General features: G+C 71.3%; 14 protein-coding genes. 4 read left to right on the top strand and 10 right to left on the bottom strand.

Annotation, left to right across the window (positions count from 1 at the left end; all coding sequences use genetic code 11):
* Positions 1 to 202: 202 nt before the first annotated feature.
* From whiA to rapZ, 3 genes are read right to left on the bottom strand one after another with little or no spacing between them, the layout of a single operon-like run.
* Positions 203 to 1,183, bottom strand: a complete 981-nt coding sequence (gene whiA, locus ACLJOK_RS03165) for a DNA-binding protein WhiA (protein WP_210785006.1) — start codon at positions 1,181 to 1,183, stop codon at positions 203 to 205.
* A 54-nt stretch (positions 1,184 to 1,237) separates the two neighbouring features.
* Complete coding sequence (locus ACLJOK_RS03160; protein WP_410816010.1) at positions 1,238 to 2,305, bottom strand: gluconeogenesis factor YvcK family protein; 1,068 nt, start codon at positions 2,303 to 2,305, stop codon at positions 1,238 to 1,240.
* Entirely contained in the window at positions 2,302 to 3,204 is a 903-nt protein-coding gene (rapZ, locus tag ACLJOK_RS03155) for an RNase adapter RapZ (RefSeq protein WP_238681786.1), read from the bottom strand. Before rapZ ends, ACLJOK_RS03160 begins: the two co-directional genes overlap by 4 nt.
* A gap of 251 nt (positions 3,205 to 3,455) precedes the next feature.
* On the opposite strand from rapZ, the gene ACLJOK_RS03150 reads away from it, so the two are divergent.
* Complete coding sequence (locus ACLJOK_RS03150; RefSeq protein WP_091403656.1) at positions 3,456 to 3,800, top strand: hypothetical protein; 345 nt, start codon at positions 3,456 to 3,458, stop codon at positions 3,798 to 3,800.
* Between the two features lie 76 nt (positions 3,801 to 3,876).
* On the top strand, positions 3,877 to 5,718 hold the full coding sequence (gene recQ / locus ACLJOK_RS03145; protein ID WP_410816008.1) for a DNA helicase RecQ: 1,842 nt from the start codon (positions 3,877 to 3,879) through the stop codon (positions 5,716 to 5,718).
* A gap of 66 nt (positions 5,719 to 5,784) precedes the next feature.
* On the opposite strand, the gene ACLJOK_RS03140 is transcribed toward recQ, so the two are convergent.
* From ACLJOK_RS03140 to rsgA, 5 genes are all read right to left on the bottom strand, one after another.
* On the bottom strand, positions 5,785 to 6,447 hold the full coding sequence (locus ACLJOK_RS03140) for a C39 family peptidase (RefSeq protein WP_410816007.1): 663 nt from the start codon (positions 6,445 to 6,447) through the stop codon (positions 5,785 to 5,787).
* An 890-nt stretch (positions 6,448 to 7,337) separates the two neighbouring features.
* Complete coding sequence (gene uvrC / locus ACLJOK_RS03135) at positions 7,338 to 9,326, bottom strand: excinuclease ABC subunit UvrC (RefSeq protein WP_410816005.1); 1,989 nt, start codon at positions 9,324 to 9,326, stop codon at positions 7,338 to 7,340.
* 184 nt (positions 9,327 to 9,510) lie between these two features.
* Positions 9,511 to 9,996, bottom strand: coding sequence for a Rieske (2Fe-2S) protein (locus tag ACLJOK_RS03130; protein WP_410816003.1), 486 nt, complete (start codon positions 9,994 to 9,996; stop codon positions 9,511 to 9,513).
* A 162-nt stretch (positions 9,997 to 10,158) separates the two neighbouring features.
* On the bottom strand, positions 10,159 to 13,104 hold the full coding sequence (gene uvrA / locus ACLJOK_RS03125; RefSeq protein WP_410816001.1) for an excinuclease ABC subunit UvrA: 2,946 nt from the start codon (positions 13,102 to 13,104) through the stop codon (positions 10,159 to 10,161).
* Positions 13,105 to 13,309: 205 nt separating this feature from the next.
* Positions 13,310 to 14,380 (bottom strand): ribosome small subunit-dependent GTPase A, encoded by a 1,071-nt coding sequence (gene rsgA, locus ACLJOK_RS03120; RefSeq protein ID WP_410816000.1) that lies wholly within the window; start codon positions 14,378 to 14,380, stop codon positions 13,310 to 13,312.
* A gap of 178 nt (positions 14,381 to 14,558) precedes the next feature.
* On the opposite strand from rsgA, the gene ACLJOK_RS03115 reads away from it, so the two are divergent.
* Positions 14,559 to 15,275 carry a maleylpyruvate isomerase family mycothiol-dependent enzyme gene (locus tag ACLJOK_RS03115; RefSeq protein ID WP_410815999.1) on the top strand — a complete coding sequence of 239 codons (717 nt, stop codon included), beginning with the start codon at positions 14,559 to 14,561 and terminating at the stop codon, positions 15,273 to 15,275.
* 7 nt (positions 15,276 to 15,282) lie between these two features.
* Positions 15,283 to 15,936 carry an MBL fold metallo-hydrolase gene (locus tag ACLJOK_RS03110; RefSeq protein ID WP_410815997.1) on the top strand — a complete coding sequence of 218 codons (654 nt, stop codon included), beginning with the start codon at positions 15,283 to 15,285 and terminating at the stop codon, positions 15,934 to 15,936.
* Between the two features lie 210 nt (positions 15,937 to 16,146).
* Here ACLJOK_RS03110 and ACLJOK_RS03105 read toward each other — a convergent pair whose 3' ends face one another.
* Positions 16,147 to 16,755: a DedA family protein gene (locus tag ACLJOK_RS03105; RefSeq protein ID WP_410815995.1), complete on the bottom strand. Its 609-nt coding sequence runs from the start codon at positions 16,753 to 16,755 to the stop codon at positions 16,147 to 16,149.
* A gap of 100 nt (positions 16,756 to 16,855) precedes the next feature.
* Positions 16,856 to 17,539 carry a class I SAM-dependent methyltransferase gene (locus ACLJOK_RS03100; RefSeq protein WP_410815993.1) on the bottom strand — a complete coding sequence of 228 codons (684 nt, stop codon included), beginning with the start codon at positions 17,537 to 17,539 and terminating at the stop codon, positions 16,856 to 16,858.
* Positions 17,540 to 17,610: the final 71 nt, after the last annotated feature.

The following is a 17,610-nucleotide window of genomic DNA, read 5'->3' as shown; positions in this document are numbered from 1 at the left end:
CGACCGTTGGAGCCGGCCGTCGACGGTTCATCTCGGCCACCCCGCCGCGCGGTCTGAGGACCTGACCGCCCGAGGCGGTGGGGCACGACGAGGAGTGCCGGTGTCGGCCCCCTTGCCGTACGCAGCGACCCTATCCGAGCGTGCGAGACCACGCTGCGCCGGGTCGTGCACCCGGGGCGCACCGTGCGGCCCCACCGTCCTATCAGACCACGAGCATGTCGGGCGTGACGGCTGCTTCCGTATCCGGGATGCCAAGGTCGCGGGCCCGCTTGTCGGCCAGCGCCAGGAGCCTTCGGATCCGCCCCGCGATGGCGTCCTTGGTCAGCGGGGGGTCGGCCAGGGCTCCCAACTCCTCCAGCGACGCCTGCCGGTGCTCCAGACGCAGCCGACCGGCGTCGGTCAGGTGGTTGGGCGCCTCGTCGGCGAGGATCTCCAGCGCACGGGTGACCCGGGCGGCCGCGGCGACCGCCGCCCGCGCCGAACGGCGCAGATTGGCGTCGTCGAAGTTGGCGAGCCGGTTGGCGGTGGCCCGCACCTCGCGGCGTACCCGGCGCTCCTCCCAGGCCAGCACGCTGGAGTGCGCGCCGATCCGGGTGAGCAGCGCGGCGATCGCGTCACCGTCCTTGACGACCACCCGGTCCACCCCGCGTACCTCGCGGTTCTTCGCTGTGATGCCGATGCGGCGGGCCGCGCCGACCAGCGCCAGCGCCGACTCCGGCCCCGGGCAGGTGATCTCCAGAGCGCTGGAGCGACCCGGCTCGGTGAGCGAGCCATGGGCCATGAACGCGCCCCGCCACGCGGAGACCGCGCAGCAGACGTTGGCCGCCACCACGTGCGGAGGCAGCCCGCGAACCGGGCGACCCCGCACGTCGAGCAGGCCGGTTTGCCGCGCGAGGGCCTCGCCGTCCTTGACCACCCGCACGATGAAGTGGCTGCCCTTGCGCAGCCCACCGGAGGCCAGCACGTGGATCTCGCTGGGGTAGCCGTAGACCTCGGCGACCTCCCGGCGCAGCCGCCGGGCCACCGCCCCGGTGTCCAGTTCAGCCTCCACCACCACGCGGCCGGAAACGATGTGCAGCCCGCCGGCGAAGCGCAGCAGCGCGGCCATCTCCGCCCGCCGACAGCAGGGCTTGGGCACGTCGACCCGACTCAGCTCGTCCTTGACCGCGGCCGTCATCGCCATTGTGCGTCCCCTCACGGACCTGTTCCGGCGTGTCGCCGGAGATTACGTACGTGTCTAACGATCGGCGCCCAGGACAGGCACCAGCGCGGCGCCCAGGGCAGCCGGATCATGGCGGGGAGTCCCGTCGACAACGGCGACGGGGGCGAGGACCAGGCGGGCACCCAGCGATTCTGCCGCACGTTCGACCGGTTCGGGGTCACCCACCGCCTTGGCATCGGCAAGCACAAGATCCACCTTGAGCTCGGGCAGGTACCAGTGCAGCGCCGCGAGATGATCAGCGACGGAGAGCCCGAGGGTCTCCTTCTCCGCCGCGAGGTTCAGCGTGACCAGCCGCCGGGCCGAGGTGGACACGATCGCGTCGGCCAACTGCGGCACCAGCAGGTGCGGAAGCACACTCGTGTACCAACTACCCGGCCCGAAGATCAACCAATCGGCCGCCCGGATCGCCTCGATGGCCTCGGCGCAGGCCGGTGGGGCGCTCGGGGTGAGGCGCAGCGACTCGACCCGCCCGGTGGTGACGGCCACCTGGTGCTGGCCACTGACCGTGCGCACCTCGTCCGGGGCGGCCGGGTCGGCACCGCGTACCCGCGCCTCGATGCCGACCGGTTGGCGGGACATCGGCAACACCCGGCCCACCGCGCCGAGCATCGCGCCGGCGTGCTCCAGCGCGGCCACCGGGTCGCCCAGCAACTCCATGAGGCCGCAGAGCACCAGGTTGCCCACCGCGTGCCCGGTCAGACCGTCGGTCCCGGCCGACGCCCCGTCGGTGCCGCGCCGGGCCGCGCCGTCCCGGTCCGGGTCGCCGCCCGCCGCCGGGCCCGGGCCGGTCGCTCCAGATCCGGGTACGCCCACCGGTACGGAGGCGAAGCGGTGCTGGAACAGCCCGGCGCTGCGCCGGGTGGCCGGGTGGTCCCCGGCCAACGCCACCAGCGCCTGGCGCAGATCTCCCGGCGGCAGGCCACCCCGCTCGGCCCGCAGCCGACCACTGGAGCCGCCGTCGTCACCCACCGTGACCACCGCTGTGATGTCGAGGTCGAGTTCCGGAGCGCAGTGGCGCAGCGCACGCAACGAGGCGGATAGCCCGTGCCCGCCGCCGAACGCCACCACCCGCCGCGCCGTCATTCCCGCCCCAGGTCGCGGTGCTGGGCGTTCGCCGCCAACCCGGAGTGACGCAGTCGGCTGGCCAACTCCTCGGCGATGGCCACGCTGCGGTGCTTGCCGCCGGTGCAGCCCACGGCCACGGTGAGGTACCGCTTGCCCTCCCGCTCGAAGCCGGTCGTGGTGGCGTTGACCAGGTCGGCGTACGAGGCGACGAAGGCGTCCGCACCCTCCTGGCCCAGCACGTACGCGCTGACCGCCTCCTCCCGCCCGGTGTGCTCCCGCAACTCCGGCACCCAGTACGGATTCGGCAGGAAGCGGGCGTCCAACACGAAATCGGCGTCCGGTGGCAGGCCGTACTTAAAGCCGAACGACAGCACGGTGACCCGTAGCCGCCGGGCGTCCTCGCCGCCGAACAGCTCCTCGATGCGCCGCCGGAGCTGGTTGACGTTCAGGTGGCTGGTGTCGATGATCACGTCGGCCTGGTCGCGGGCCTCCTCCAACAGACCGCGCTCCACAGCGATGCCGTCGGCCAGCCGCCCGTCACCCTGCAACGGGTGCGAACGCCGAACACTCTCGAACCGCCGGATCAACACCTCGTCGTCGGCGTCGACGAAGACCACCCGAGGCGAGAACCCGCGCTCCTTGAGCTCCCGGATCGCCCCGGCCAGGTCCGTGGAGAAGGCCCGCGACCGCACGTCCAGCACCATCGCGGTACGCCGGGCCGCGCCGCCCGCCTTGAACGCCAGCTCGGCCATGTCCAGCATCAAGGCCTGCGGCAGGTTGTCCACGACGTAGTAGCCGACGTTCTCCAACGCCCGTGCCACAGTGCTGCGGCCACCTCCGGAGAGGCCGGTGACCACCACGAGGGTGGTCTCCGACTCGGCCGCCACCTGCTCGTCATCGGCATCCGGGCCGTCGATCCGGTCACCGGCTGTGCGCGCCTCGCTCACCCGTACCCCCAAGCCGTGGCGCCGCGGCCGCCCTGGCCGCGATTGGTCAATCAGCGACTCTATCCCGCCACCGGGTCGCGGCCCGGCACCCGTGGCCGGGCGGCGCCCGCGGACCGTCTCGAGGGTCGCCCTCCCGACAGCGCGCACACTTGATGACGATCAGTAATTGTCAATACGCTCAACGTGATCGTCGCAGGTCAGACCGATATCTGGAGGGTGCGATGCACGACCTGGCGGACAAGAACAAGTACGTCGGCTTCCTGTTCATGCGAATCAGCCCCGAGTACTTCGCCCTCGGCCGCGAGGGCATCCACGAGATCTCCGCCGAGCACGCCCGCGACCTGGGCCGCTTCGCCAAGCAGCTCACCCACGTCGTCTGCACCGGGGTGAACGGCAAGTACGACCAGGTCACCATGGTCGAGGCCGACACCCTCGAGGAGATCAACGCGGCGGCCACCGCCTTCCGCATGGGCAACAAGGCCCGCTACATCGAGATCGTCGACATCGTGGTCGGGATGAAGGCACCGCCACGCGGCCTGGCCAACCGGTCCAGCCAGCCCGGCTGACCGCGTCGCCCGTCCGGTCCACCCGACCCGGGTGCGCCGGGCGGGCGCTGTCGGGGTCGGCTCGTAGACTCCCCGGATGGCTCCCACCGACCTGCGTACCGCCTCCGACGCCCTGGACGTGCTGGGCCGGGTCTTCGGTTACGACGCGTTCCGTGGTTTCCAGCAGGACGTGATCGACCATGTGGTCGCTGGCGGCGACGCGCTGGTGTTGATGCCCACCGGTGGCGGCAAGTCCCTGTGCTACCAGATCCCGGCCCTGGTCCGCGACGGGGTCGCCGTCGTCGTGTCCCCGCTGATCGCGCTCATGCAGGACCAGGTGGACGCCCTCACCGCGGTCGGCGTACGCGCCGGGTTCCTCAACTCGACCCAGACCCTGGACGCCCGGCGGCGGGTGGAGGCCGCCTTCGTCGCCGGCGAGCTGGACCTGCTCTACCTGGCCCCGGAGGCGCTCGGCGTCCGGTCCACCCTCGCCCTGCTCGACCGGGGGCGCATCTCCCTGTTCGCTATCGACGAGGCGCACTGCGTGTCCCAGTGGGGGCACGACTTCCGCCCCGACTACCTCGCGCTGTCGATGCTGCACGAACGCTGGCCGGAGGTGCCCCGCATCGCCCTGACCGCCACCGCGACCAGCGCCACCCGCACCGAGATCGCGACCCGGCTCAACCTCGACGACGCCCGGCACTTCGTGGCCAGCTTCGACCGGCCCAACATCCAGTACCGGATCGTGCCCAAACGGGAGCCCCGCAAGCAGCTGCTGACCCTGCTGCGCGACGAGCACCCCGGCGACGCCGGCATCGTCTACTGCCTGTCCCGGGCCTCGGTCGACAAGACGGCGGAGTTCCTCACCGCCAACGGGGTCGCCGCGCTGCCGTACCACGCGGGGTTGGACGCGGGCACCCGCGCTCGCAACCAGCAGCGCTTCCTGCGGGAAGACGGCCTGGTCATGGTGGCCACCATCGCCTTCGGCATGGGCATCGACAAGCCCGACGTCAGGTTCGTCGCCCACCTCGACCTGCCCAAGTCCGTCGAGGGCTACTACCAGGAGACCGGCCGCGCCGGCCGGGACGGCCTGCCGTCCACCGCCTGGCTGGCGTACGGGCTTCAGGACGTGGTCCAGCAACGCAAGATGATCGAGACGTCCGACGGCGACCTCGCCCACCGCCGCAACCTGGCCTCGCACCTGGACGCGATGCTCGCCCTCTGCGAGACGGTGCGCTGCCGGCGGGTCCAACTGCTCGAATACTTCGGCGAGACGTCGACGGCCGCCTGCGGCAACTGCGACACCTGCCTCACCCCACCCGAGTCCTGGGACGGCACCGTCGCCGCCCAGAAGTTGCTCTCCGCGGTCTTCCGCCTCGACCGCGAACGCAACCAGCGCTTCGGCGCCGGGCACTGCATCGACATCCTGCTCGGCAAGCAGACCGACAAGATCAGCCAGTACGGTCACGACTCGCTGACCGTCTTCGGCATCGGCGCCGAGCACAGCGAGGCCGAGTGGCGGGGCGTGGTCCGGCAACTGCTCGCCGAAGGGCTCCTCGCCGTGGAGGGCGACTACGGCACGCTGGCGCTGACCGAGGCGAGCGCCGACGTCCTCGGTCGCCGCCGCACTGTCACCATGCGCCGCGAGCCGGAGAAGCCGGCATCGAGCCGCTCATCGAAGCCGCGCGGCGCGTCCACAGTCGTGGCCGAGCTGACCCCGGCCGCCGCGTCGCTGTTCGAACGGCTGCGAGCCTGGCGCGCGACCACCGCCAAGGAGCAGGGCGTCCCGGCGTACGTCATCTTCCACGACGCCACGCTGCGACAGATCGCCAGCGACGCGCCCAGCACACTGGCCGACCTGTCCCGGGTCAACGGCGTCGGCGAGAACAAACTCGCCAAGTACGGCGAGCAGATCCTGGCCGTCCTCGCCACCGACTGAGGTCATGCCGAAGGGCCGGGTCCCGTGGTGGGGTCCGGCCCTTCGGTGTGTGCTGGTGTGCAGGGGTCAGCTGGTGGCGTAGCCGCGGGTGGCGATCCAGTCCGCGAGGTGCTCGACGCTGATCTGGTAGGCGGCTTGGTTGGGGTCGGCGGAGTCGGCGATGGTGACGGTGTTGCCGTTGTCGTGGTAGCCGACGACGCTGATGTAGTGCCCGCCCTCGTAGGAGTGGCTGGTGCCGGTGGTGTCGGTGCTGGTGCCGGCGATGTTGGCGACCACGGCCCGGCCGTCGTCGACGGTCTTGACGATGTCGGCGCGCAGCGTGTCGGTCTGCTTGGCGTCAGCATCCGGGGTGCTGATCTCGACGGACCGGTAGGCGTTGGTCTTGCCGGTTTCCTTGTTCAGCACGGGGGTGATGTCGTTGATGGAGTTGGTGCCGGCTTCGGTGGTGCCCATTTCCTTGGCCATGTCGTCGACGTTGATGTTCTTGCCCTGCACACTCAGGGCGTTGCGGGTGGCGGCGGGGCCGCAGTAGTAGAAGTTCGGCTGTGCCTCGTAGCGCACGCCGAGTTCCCGCTCACCGTGACCCTTACGGTCGGTCTGGGTCTGCGTCGTGGGCTTGTTGGTGCTCGGCGCGGCGAAGGCGGTGGTGACGGGGCCGGCGATGGCGCCGCCGGTGAAGGCAAGGCCGGCGGCGGTCAGGGCGGTCTTACGGATCAGATCGGTACGCATGATGGCGTGCTCCTCTGCATCGGGGGTGCCCACACAACCTCGGGGGCTGTGGTCGTGCGGGGGGAAGTTCGAGGGGGTTCTGCCCGGTGACCCGCACGGGGGTCGGCGTCGGGACAGGGTGTAACCGTTGCCGGTGGCAGGTCATTCCGCCTACCCGCGGGGGCCGGCCGTTGTGGTGCTCGGCCGTGCGGGGGATGTAACCGGGGCGGCCTGGCGGATGTTCCCGGCGGCTGCCGCGCCCCACGACCCGAGAGTCGCGGCGGTCTGCCAGGTATAACGACCCGGCCCGGCCCACGATTCCGCCGCCGGGGTGGCCCCGACCACCCGACACCTGAGGCCAAACCCGACAAACCATCCACGCCGCCCACCTGGCGAACCCGACACGGCGTTCACGGCGTCGTGATCCACTCGGGTTCCTGGAAGTCGCGGTGTCCGGGCGCCGGGGACACCCCGACATCATGAAAGCCGAGTCGATCATGCCGGTCTGCGCCGTTCGCGCGCCCTGACCGGGCCGACGCGGAGCCAGAGCGTGGGCGCGGATCGGGCCGACTCAGGGGGCAGGGCATCGTCGCGGACTGGACCGATTCAGGGGCAAGAGCGTCCTGCGGACCGGCCCAGCCGGGGGCAAGAGCATCGTGCGGTTGGGCGCCGTGCACCGTGCCCTCGACCCGCCGTCCCGGTTCGGCGGCCGGACGGGGAAACGCGCGTGCGGAACCTCGCGCCTCGCATGATCGTGCTCGATCCAGGAAACAGACCCCTCCCGATGCCACGTGGCCACTACATCCAGGATCGGGCACGATCATCGGGGCGCGACCGCCCATCAAGGGGCTAGTGAGGGCAGTCAGCGTGAGCTGGTCGGCCGCCTCCTACCAGGCGAGCGAGGACGGTGCTCAGGTGCTGGGCTTCGCCTCCGCGCCGTCGCCGGCCTTCGTGTCCTTGTCGAGGGCAGCCAGGATCGCCTCGGCGGTGCGCCGCCCCACCCCCGGCACCTCGGTGATCTCGTCAACAGTTGCGGCCGAGAGTCGCTTGAGTGAGCCGAAGTGCCGCAGCAGCGCCTTGCGGCGCACCTCGCCCAGGCCGGGTACCTGGTCCAGAGCCGACTCGGTCATCCGCTTGGAGCGGCGCTGCCGATGGAAGGTGATGGCGAACCGGTGGGCCTCGTCACGCACCCGTTGCAGCAGGTAGAGCCCCTCGGAGGTGCGCGGGAGGATGACCGGGAACTCGTCGTCCGGGAGCCACACCTCCTCCAACCGCTTGGCCAGCCCGCACAGGGCCACGTCGTCGATGCCCAGGTCGGCGAGGGCCTGCGCGGCGGCCGCGACCTGTGGGGCGCCGCCGTCGACGACCACCAGCTGCGGTGGGTACGCGAATTTCCGTGGTCGGCCGGTGGTCGGATCGATCAGGACGCCGACCTGCGGCTCGACCGCGTCCTGGGGAGCGGCCGCGTCGTCGGCGGACTCCACGCCCACCTCACCCGTCTCGGCCCTGGCGTCCAGGTAGCGGGCGAAGCGCCTGCGGAGCACCTCGGACATCGCGGAGAGGTCGTCGGTGGCGCCCCGGACGATGAACCGCCGGTACTCGCTCTTGCGGGGCAACCCGTCCTCGAAGACCACCATGCTGGCGACCACGTCGGTGCCCTGGATCTGGGAGATGTCGTAACACTCGATGCGCAGCGGCGAGGTGCTCATGCCCAGCGCCTCGCTGATCTCGTCCAGTGCCTTGCCCCGGGTGGTCAGGTCACCGGAGCGCTTGAGCTTGTGCCGGGCCAACGCGTCCTTGGCGTTGCGCTCCACCGTCTCCATCAGTGAGCGTTTGTCGCCACGCTGCGGCACCCGCAGCGACACCCGACTGCCCCGGTGGTTGGAGAGCCATTCGGCCAGCGCGTCGGCGTCCGCGGGCAGTTCGGGGACCAGCAGTTCGCGAGGCACGTCAGCCTCGCCGTGCTCGCCGCCGTACACCTGGGTGCAGAAGTGGTGCACCAGGTCCCCGGTGGTCAGGTCCTCGGTCTTCTCCACCACCCAGCCGCGCTGGCCGCGGACCCGGCCGTCGCGGACGTGGAAGACCTGCACGGCCGCCTCGAGCGGGTCGTCGGCGAACGCGACGACGTCCGCGTCGGTGCCGTCGCCGAGCACCACTGTCTGCTTCTCCATGGCCCGGCGCAGCGCGGCCACGTCGTCGCGAAGTTTGGCGGCCCGCTCGAACTCCAGTTGCTCGCTCGCGTCGGTCATCTCGCGTTCGATCTTGCGGACCATGGTGTCGGTGCGCCCGGCCATGAAGTCGCAGAACCCGTCGACGATCGCCCGGTGTTCGTCGGCGGAGACGGTGCCCACGCACGGCGCCGAGCACTTGCCGATGTAGCCCAGCAGGCAGGGGCGACCGACCTGGCCGGCACGCTTGAACACCCCGGCGGAGCACGTCCGCGCGGGGAACACCCGCAGCAGCAGGTCGAGGGTCTCCCGGATGGCCCAGGCATGCGAGTAGGGACCGAAGTAACGCACGCCCTTGCGCTTGGCGCCGCGCATCACCTGGAGCCGTGGGTACTCCTCGTCGAGGGTGACGGCGAGATAGGGGTACGACTTGTCGTCGCGGTAGCGAACGTTGAACCGGGGGTCGTACTGCTTGATCCAGGTGAACTCCTGCTGGAGCGCCTCGACCTCGGTGCCGACGGTGATCCAGTCCACCGACTCGGCGGTGGTGACCATCTGCCGGGTGCGCTCGTGCAGGTTCCAGACGTCGCCGAAGTAGGAGTTGAGTCGGCTGCGCAGGTTTCGCGCCTTGCCGACGTAGATCACCCGGCCGGTGCCGTCGCGAAAGCGGTAGACCCCCGGTAGCTCCGGGATGGTGCCGGGTGCGGGGCGATAGGTCGAGGGGTCAGCCACACCAACAAGCCTAGTCCGCAGCACCGACACCCCACGGCAAGCGTGATCCACTCGGCGTCCCGGAAGTCGGGGTGTCGGCACACCGCTGACACCCCGACTTCCCGAAACGCGAGTCGATCCTGCGACGCCGGGCCGACCGACCGGTCAACGTGGGGCCGGGGCAGCCCACCGGCTCCGCGTCGGGTCAGGCCAGCGAGATCTGGTCGCCGGTGACCTTGATTTCCTTGGGCGGCAGCGGCTTGGTGGCCGGTCCGGCCTTCACCGAGCCGTCCTCGATCGAGAACTTGCTGCCGTGGCAGGTGCAGTTGATGGTGCCGCCGTCGACGTTCGTCACCGGGCAGTTCTGGTGCGTACAGATCGGGCTGAAGCCCTTGAACTGGCCCGCCGCGGGCTGGGTGATGACCACGCCGTCGGTGGCGAGGACCTTGCCGCCTCCGACCGGGATGTCGGCGGTGGTGGCCAACGACTGGGCATTCTGCCGGTCGCCGCCGCCGGCGTCACCGGTGCTGGGCACGGCGGGACCACCACTGGTGGGTGCGTCACTGCCGCTGCCGCCGTCGTCGCTGCCGCAAGCAGCCAGCACGACGGCCGCGCCGACCGCCCCGACGCCGGTGAGCAGGGTACGACGTGTCTGCGTACCCGAACCGGTCAGCGCCTGATCGTCACTCATGCCTCGCCTCTCTCTAGCCCGCTGCGCCGGTCGAAAGCCGGCCACACTTCTCCACACGGGCAACTGTGCCGGATGGTTCATCGCGGCATTCGTCCGACCCGGCAAATGGAGCGGGGCGGGTCGTCAACCGACCCACCCCGCCCCTCGAACACGCACAGGTTGTCAGCGCGCGGCGGCCGGCACCTTACGGCTGGCCCGCGCCTTGGTCACGCCGTTGGCCTTGGCGGCCCGGGTGGTGGCGGCAGCCGCACCCTTGGCCTTGCCGTCGAGCTTGAGCACCTGGCGCAGGAACTCGCCGGTGTGACTCTCGGCCACCTCGGCGACCTCTTCGGGGGTGCCGGTGGCGAGCACGGTGCCGCCTCGGTGGCCCCCCTCGGGACCCATGTCGATCAGCCAGTCCGCGGTCTTGATCACGTCGAGGTTGTGCTCGATAGTGATCACCGTGTTGCCCTTGTCGACGAGCCCTTCCAGCACCATCAGCAGCTTGCGGATGTCCTCGAAGTGCAGGCCGGTGGTCGGCTCGTCGAGCACGTAGACCGTCCGCCCGGTGGAGCGCTTCTGCAGCTCGGACGCGAGCTTGACCCGCTGCGCCTCACCGCCGGAGAGGGTCGGCGCGGGCTGCCCGAGGCGGACGTAGCCCAGGCCGACGTCGACAAGGGTCTTCAGGTGCCGGTGGATGGGCGGGATGGCGGAGAAGAACTCGGCGGCCTCCTCGATCGGCATCTCCAGCACGTCCGAGACGGTCTTGCCCTTGTAGTGCACCTCCAGGGTCTCCCGGTTGTACCGGGCGCCCTTGCAGACCTCGCAGGGGACGTACACGTCGGGCAGGAAGTTCATCTCGATCTTGATGGTGCCGTCACCGGAGCACGCCTCGCAGCGCCCGCCCTTGACGTTGAACGAGAACCGCCCCGGGCCGTACCCGCGGACCTTCGCCTCGTTGGTCTCGGCGAAGAGCTTGCGGACGTGGTCCCAGACGCCGGTGTAGGTGGCCGGGTTGGAGCGCGGCGTCCGGCCGATCGGCGACTGGTCCACGCCGACGACCTTGTCCACGTGCTCCAGCCCGGAGACCCGGGTGTGCCGGCCGGGCACCAGCCGGGCGCCGTTGATCTGGTTGGCCAGCACCGCGTACAGGATGTCGTTGACCAGCGTCGACTTGCCCGAGCCGCTGACGCCGGTGACCGCGATCAGCTGGCCCAGCGGGAACCCGACGGTCAGGTTGCGCAGGTTGTGCTCCCGCGCCCCGTGCACCACCAGCTCGCGGGCCGGGTCCTGTGGGCGGCGGCCGGTCGGCGTCGGGATCGACCGCCGACCGGACAGGTACGCCCCGGTGATCGACTCCTTGTTCTTCAGCAGCGCCGGAACCGAGCCGCTGTGCACGATCTTGCCGCCGTGCTCACCCGCGCCGGGCCCGATGTCGACGATCCAGTCGGCGGTGCGGATGGTGTCCTCGTCGTGCTCCACCACGATCAGCGTGTTGCCGAGCCCGCGCAGCCGGATCAGGGTCTCGATCAGCCGGTGGTTGTCGCGCTGGTGCAGCCCGATCGACGGCTCGTCGAGCACGTAGAGCACGCCCACCAGGCCGGAGCCGATCTGAGTGGCCAGCCGGATGCGCTGTGCCTCACCGCCGGAGAGCGTGCCGGCCGGGCGGTCCAGGGAGAGGTAGTCCAGGCCGACGTCGAGCAGGAACCGCAGCCGGGCGTTGATCTCCTTGAGGACCCGCTCGGCGATCATCTTCTGCCGGTCGGTCAGCTCGATGCCGACGAGCAGGTCGGCGCACTCGCCCACCGACAGGTTGCAGACCTCGGCGATGCTCTTGCCGGCCAGCGTGACCGCGAGCACCTCGGGCTTGAGCCGGGCCCCGCCGCACGCCGCGCACGGCACGTCGCGCATGTAGCCCTCGTACTTGTCGCGGGACGAATCGGACTCGGTGTCGGAGTGCCGGCGCTCGATCCACTGCACCACGCCCTCGAAGCCGGTGTAGTAGGAGCGCTCACGGCCGTACTTGTTGCGGTAACGCACGTGCACCTGATCGTCGGAGCCGTGCAGGATCGTCTTCTGCGCCCGCGCCGGCAACGCCCGCCACGGGGTGTCGATGTCGAAGTGCTGGGCCTCGCCGAGCGCCTCCAGCAGGCGCAGGAAGTATTCCAGGTTGTGCCCGGTGGACCAGGGCTGGATGGCGCCCTCGCGCAGGCTGCGCTCCGGGTCGGGGACCAGCAGCTCCGGGTCGACCTCCTTCTTGGTGCCCAGGCCGGTGCACTCCGGGCAGGCGCCGTAGGGCGCGTTGAAGGAGAAGACCCGGGGCTCGAGGTCCTCGATGGCGAGCGGGTGGTCGTTGGGGCAGGCCAGGTGCTCGGAGTAGCGGCGCTCGCGGTCCGGGTCGTCCTCGGGAAGGTCGACGAAGTCGAGCAGGACCAGGCCACTGGACAGGCCCAAGGCGGCCTCGACCGAGTCGGTGAGGCGCTGCTTGGCGCTCGGCTTGACGGTGAGCCGGTCGATCACCACCTCGATGGTGTGCTTCTCCTGCTTCTTGAGCTTCGGCGGCTCGGTCAGCGGGTGCACCACGCCGTCGACCCGGGCCCGGGCGTAGCCCTTGGCCTGGAGCTCGGCGAAGAGGTCGACATATTCGCCCTTGCGGCCACGGATGACCGGGGCGAGCACCATGAACTTGGTGCCCTCGGCCATCGCGAGGACCCGGTCGACGATCTGCTGCGGGCTCTGCCGGGAGATGCGCTCACCACAGACCGGGCAGTGCGGCTCACCGATGCGGGCGTAGAGCAGACGCAGGTAGTCGTAGACCTCGGTGATGGTGCCGACGGTCGAGCGCGGGTTGCGCGAGGTGGATTTCTGGTCGATCGAGACGGCCGGGCTCAGGCCCTCGATGAAGTCGACGTCTGGCTTGTCCATCTGACCGAGGAACTGCCGGGCGTACGACGAGAGCGACTCGACGTAGCGGCGCTGCCCCTCAGCGAAGATCGTGTCGAAGGCCAGGCTCGACTTGCCCGACCCGGACAGCCCGGTGAACACGATGAGTGCGTCCCGGGGCAGGTCGAGACTGACGTCACGCAGGTTGTGCTCGCGCGCGCCACGGATGATCAGTCGGTCGGCCACGGTGCGTGTACTCCCGGGAGAAGACGAAGCGAAGGATCTGTCCCGCTCTGGGTGGTCTTGAGCGGTCGTGCGGGCGCGGAAAACACGCCTCGGCAACTCTAGCCCCGAGGTATGACAGTTTCCCTCGCCCGCACATTCCCCCAGCTCAGCCCGGTCGGCCGCGCCGCCCGCAAGCACGGGCGCCCGCGCGTCGACGCGCGCCCGCTCAGTAGCCGCCGGGCGTCGGCGGACGAGCGGCCCGACGCCGGGCCGAACGCCACCCGCCGCGCCGCTCCGCCGCCACCCGGGCCTCACGCCGTCGGCTCTCGTGGGCCACCTCACCCTGCAGCCGCCGCCAACTCTCCCACCGACGGGTGGAGAGCTCGCCGGTGTGCAGCGCCTCCCGGACCGCGCAGGCCGGCTCGCCGTCGTGGCCGCAGTCGGCGTACCGGCAGCCCTCGGCCAGCCCGGCGATGTCGGCGAACGCCCGGTCGAGCCCGGTTGCGCCGTCCAGCAGGCCGACCGCCCGGACACCGGGCGTGTCGATCACCGCACCGCCACCGGGAATGGGTACGAGGGCCCGCCAGGTGGTGGTGTGTCGACCCTTGCCGTCGACGCGCCGGATCGCCTGGGTGGGCATCATCACCGCCCCGACGAGGGCGTTGACCAGGCTCGACTTGCCAGCACCGGACGGGCCGAGCAGGCCGAGCGTGCGGCCGGGAGCCACCTCGGCGCGCAGCGGTTCCAGCCCGAGGCCTCGTTCGGCGCTGACCGGCAGCACCGGCACCCCGGGGGCGACGGCGGCCAGTTGGCGGGCCAGCGCGGCCGGGTCGGCCGCGAGGTCCGCCTTTGTCAGTACGACAAGTGGCCGGGCGCCGGACTCGTGGGCCAGGGAGAGCAGCCGCTCGATCCGGCCCACGTCCGGCTCGGGGTGCACCGGCTCCACCACTGCGGCGGCGTCGAGGTTGGCGGCCAGCACCTGGCCGCTGGCGTCCTTGCCGGCGGTGCGCCGGATCAGCGCGCCTCGCCGCGGCAGCACCGCCTCGACCGTGAGGCGGCGGTCGGGCCAGTGGGTGAGCAGCACCCAGTCCCCGGCGCAGGGCAGCGCGGACGGGTCCCGCGCGGCGGCGGTCAGCACCGCCCCACCCAGGCTGGCCCGGACCGGGCCGACTGCGGTGAGCACCGTGCAGACCCCCCGGTCCACCCGGGCCACCCGACCCGGTTGGTGCTCGCCGCGTCGCGCGGCGTACGCCGTCCGCTCGGCGTCCCAGCCGAGGGCGGTCAGATCGATCGTCATGGCATCCTCATCGGTATCGAAGCTGGTGATGGCGGAACACGCGTGCCACGTCCGGCATGATCACCACCTCCGTCCGATGTCCCGGTGCCGCGTCTGCCGCTGACGGTAGGTCGCGCGCCGACGCGCCGAAAGCGATTTCCCCGGCGACGGCGCGACGGCGGACCGCTAGGGTCGACGGGTGACCACGGATCCGCTGCTGCTGATGGGCGAGGTGGACGCGGCCACCAGCCGACTACTGCGTACCGCCGCTTCTTTCGACGCCGCGGATCTGGCCGCCGCGTCGCTGCTGCCGGGCTGGACGCGCGGCCACGTGCTGGCTCACGTGGCGCGCAACGCCGACGGCTTCGTCAACCTGCTCACCGCTGCCCGCACCGGGGAGGCGCTGCCGATGTACGCCTCGCTGGACGCCCGCACCGCGGACATCGCAGCCGGTTCGAGCCGGCCACCGGCCGCGCACCTGGACGACCTGCGACGCACCGCGGACCTGTTCTCCGAGGCGGTCGCGGCGATGCCGGCCGATGCCTGGGCGGCGACGGTGCAGGCGCGTAAGGGCCCGTGGCCGGCGGCTCTGCTCGTCTGGGGCCGGCTGCGGGAGATCGAGGTGCACCACCTTGATCTGGCCGCCGACTACCGGGCCGCTGACTGGTCGGAGACGTTCGCCCACCGTCTGCTGCGTGAGGCGGCCAGTCATCACGCCATGGGGCCGACACCGCCGTCGATGGTGCTGCGCCTCGACGGCAGCGAGCACGAGGTGGTGATCGGGGAGCGTGTGGACGCCCCGGTCGTCGCCGGTCCCGCCCCCGACCTCGCCGCCTGGCTGATCGGCCGCGCCGACGGCGCCCTGCTCTCCGTCACCCCTGACGGTCCCCTGCCTACTCCACCGGAATGGATATAGAAACGTCATGACATACAGCGGAGACGTCACGCACGGCGGCGCACCGGCGGTTCGGGAGTTGGACGGGCTGACCATCAGCAAGCTGTCTGTGGGTCCGATGGACAACAACGCCTACCTGCTGCGCTGCACGGGCACCGGTGACCAGGTGCTGATCGACGCCGCCAACGAGGCGCCCCGGCTGCTCGAACTGATCGGTGCCGGTGGGCTCACCGCCGTGGTGACGACCCACCAGCACATGGATCACTGGGTGGCGCTGGAGGAGGTCGTCGCCAAGACCGGCGCCCGGGCGCTGGTGCACGCCGACGACGCGGCGGGGCTGCCGATCGAGGCGGAGCGGCTGGCCGACGGCGACACCGTGGCGGTCGGCGACTGCGCGCTGGAGGTCATCCACATCAAGGGGCACACCCCGGGTTCGATCGCGCTGCTCTACCGCGACCCGGCCGGCACCCCGCACCTCTTCACCGGCGACAGTCTCTTCCCGGGTGGGGTGGGTAACACCGACAAGGACCCGGAGCGCTTCGCGGCGCTGATCGGTGACGTCGAGCACAAGCTGTTCGACAGACTCCCGGACGACACCTGGTTCTACCCGGGCCACGGCAAGGACAGCACCCTGGGCGCCGAGCGCCCCGCACTCCCCCAGTGGAAAGCCAGAGGCTGGTAACCCACCACCAACCAAGATCACCACCCGTCGACCAAGAACCACCAAGATCAAAACCCCGCCGGCGGTGGTGGCACTCCGCGCGCGAGCCGGAACCACGACGGGGGCGGGGGCCCGCCGTGCCCGGCCCAGGAGCCGGGCACGGCGCGGGCCCCCCGCCCCCACCGCAACCCGGCTCCAGAGCCCCCCGCGCCCCCCAGAACGAAGACAAACTCAGCCAACGACGGAGAACAACCGCCGCCGCGCTCCCAGCAACGCGACGGAAGCCAGCACCAGCCCGACCCCCATCGTGACCAGCAGTGGGCTGGGGTCGCCCGGCAGCAGCCCGGCCACCGACCGTGACGCGGTGCCCAGGGCGAGGTAGAGACCGGCCCAGGCGGCCGCGCCGAGCGTCGCGCAGCCGAGAAATCGGCGGTACGACATCCGCAGCCCGCCGGCGGCCAGTGGCAGCAGCGCGTTGAAGACCGGCAGGAACGGCGCGACCACCATCATCCGGCCGCCGCCGCGGCGCAGGATTCCTTCGGCCGCTGTCCAGCGGCTCTCGCCGATCCAGCCGCCGAGGCGGCTGTCGCGCAGTCGGTCGGAGTAGTGACGGCCGACCAGGAAGCTCAGCGACCAGCCGGCCAGGCAGCCAATCAGTACCGCGGCGAACGTGGCCAGCCCGGTGCTCGGGCGGCCGACGCCGACGGCGGCGAGGATCGCCACGTCGCCGGGGACGAGGACACCCAGCAGGGGTACGGCGTCGAAGAGCATGACGAGCCCGAGCGCACCCATCAGCAGCAGAATCGGTAGTTCTCCGATCTGGGCCAGCCATTGCGTCATGCGTTGACGCTATGGCCGCGGTACCACTTCGGACATCGGGTCGTAGCCCCGAGTGACCCCTGGTATCCGCCTCGGGGTCGCCCCTGACTCGGGGTCCGCCTCAGGCGGGGCGTAGCACCTGGACGTGGCGGAGCGACGAGTCGACCGACGGTTCGGTGGTGGGCACCGGGTAGTCGGCCAGCACGGTCAGGCGGTCTGTCGGTAGGTGTCCGCGGCCGGGGTCGCCGACCAGCACGTCGGCCCCTGCGGCGGCGGCCCGCTGAAGGAAGGGCAGCATCCGGTCGGCCATCGCGCGGTCGTAGAAGACGTCCCCGGCGACGACCAGGTCGACCTTCGCGTCGGTGCTGTCGAGCAGGTCGTCCCCGGTGGCGTCGACGGTGACGTCGTTGGCCCGCGCGTTGAGGGTGACGGCGGCGACGGCGTACGGGTCGATGTCGTTGGCGATCACCTCCGCGGCGCCGGCCAGCGCGGCGGCGATGGCCACCAGCCCGGACCCGGCGGCGAGGTCGAGCACCCGGCGGCCGGCGGCCAGCTCCGGGTGGTCGAGGAGGTGGCGGGCGAGGGCCTGTCCGCCGGCCCAGGCGGACGCCCAGTAGGGCGCCGGCAGCGTGTGTCCGGCGTTGGCCTCCATCCGGGCCCACCAGACAATCGCGTCCTCGGCCAGGTGAAGCCGCACCTCCGGGACGAACGGGGTGGGCATCAACCGGAGCCGGTCCAGACCGGCGCCGGGTGCGTGGATCTCGCGTTCCAGCTCGGTCAGCGCGTCGGCTGCGGCATCCTTCATCGGCGCAAGCATGCCCCAGCGGCGGTTGGTCGGGGCGGGTTTCACATGCCGCCGCGCAGAGTTCACCCGAG

The sequence above is a fragment of the Micromonospora sp. 050-3 genome (assembly GCF_046549335.1).
GTDB lineage: Bacteria > Actinomycetota > Actinomycetes > Mycobacteriales > Micromonosporaceae > Micromonospora > Micromonospora trifolii.
The sequence above is the reverse complement of the archived record's forward strand: the minus strand, read 5'-3'. Positions and strand labels throughout refer to the sequence as shown.

What these genes read in the sequence shown, in the direction of transcription:
- whiA (WP_210785006.1), bottom strand. Translation starts at nt 1,183, where the DNA reads ATGGCGATGACGGCCGCGGTCAAGGACGAGCTGAGTCGGGTCGACGTG.
- ACLJOK_RS03160 (WP_410816010.1), bottom strand. Translation starts at nt 2,305, where the DNA reads ATGACGGCGCGGCGGGTGGTGGCGTTCGGCGGCGGGCACGGGCTATCC.
- ACLJOK_RS03150 (WP_091403656.1), top strand. Translation starts at nt 3,456, where the DNA reads ATGCACGACCTGGCGGACAAGAACAAGTACGTCGGCTTCCTGTTCATG.
- recQ (WP_410816008.1), top strand. Translation starts at nt 3,877, where the DNA reads ATGGCTCCCACCGACCTGCGTACCGCCTCCGACGCCCTGGACGTGCTG.
- ACLJOK_RS03140 (WP_410816007.1), bottom strand. Translation starts at nt 6,447, where the DNA reads ATGCGTACCGATCTGATCCGTAAGACCGCCCTGACCGCCGCCGGCCTT.
- ACLJOK_RS03130 (WP_410816003.1), bottom strand. Translation starts at nt 9,996, where the DNA reads ATGAGTGACGATCAGGCGCTGACCGGTTCGGGTACGCAGACACGTCGT.
- rsgA (WP_410816000.1), bottom strand. Translation starts at nt 14,380, where the DNA reads ATGACGATCGATCTGACCGCCCTCGGCTGGGACGCCGAGCGGACGGCG.
- ACLJOK_RS03110 (WP_410815997.1), top strand. Translation starts at nt 15,283, where the DNA reads ATGACATACAGCGGAGACGTCACGCACGGCGGCGCACCGGCGGTTCGG.
- ACLJOK_RS03105 (WP_410815995.1), bottom strand. Translation starts at nt 16,755, where the DNA reads ATGACGCAATGGCTGGCCCAGATCGGAGAACTACCGATTCTGCTGCTG.
- ACLJOK_RS03100 (WP_410815993.1), bottom strand. Translation starts at nt 17,539, where the DNA reads ATGAAGGATGCCGCAGCCGACGCGCTGACCGAGCTGGAACGCGAGATC.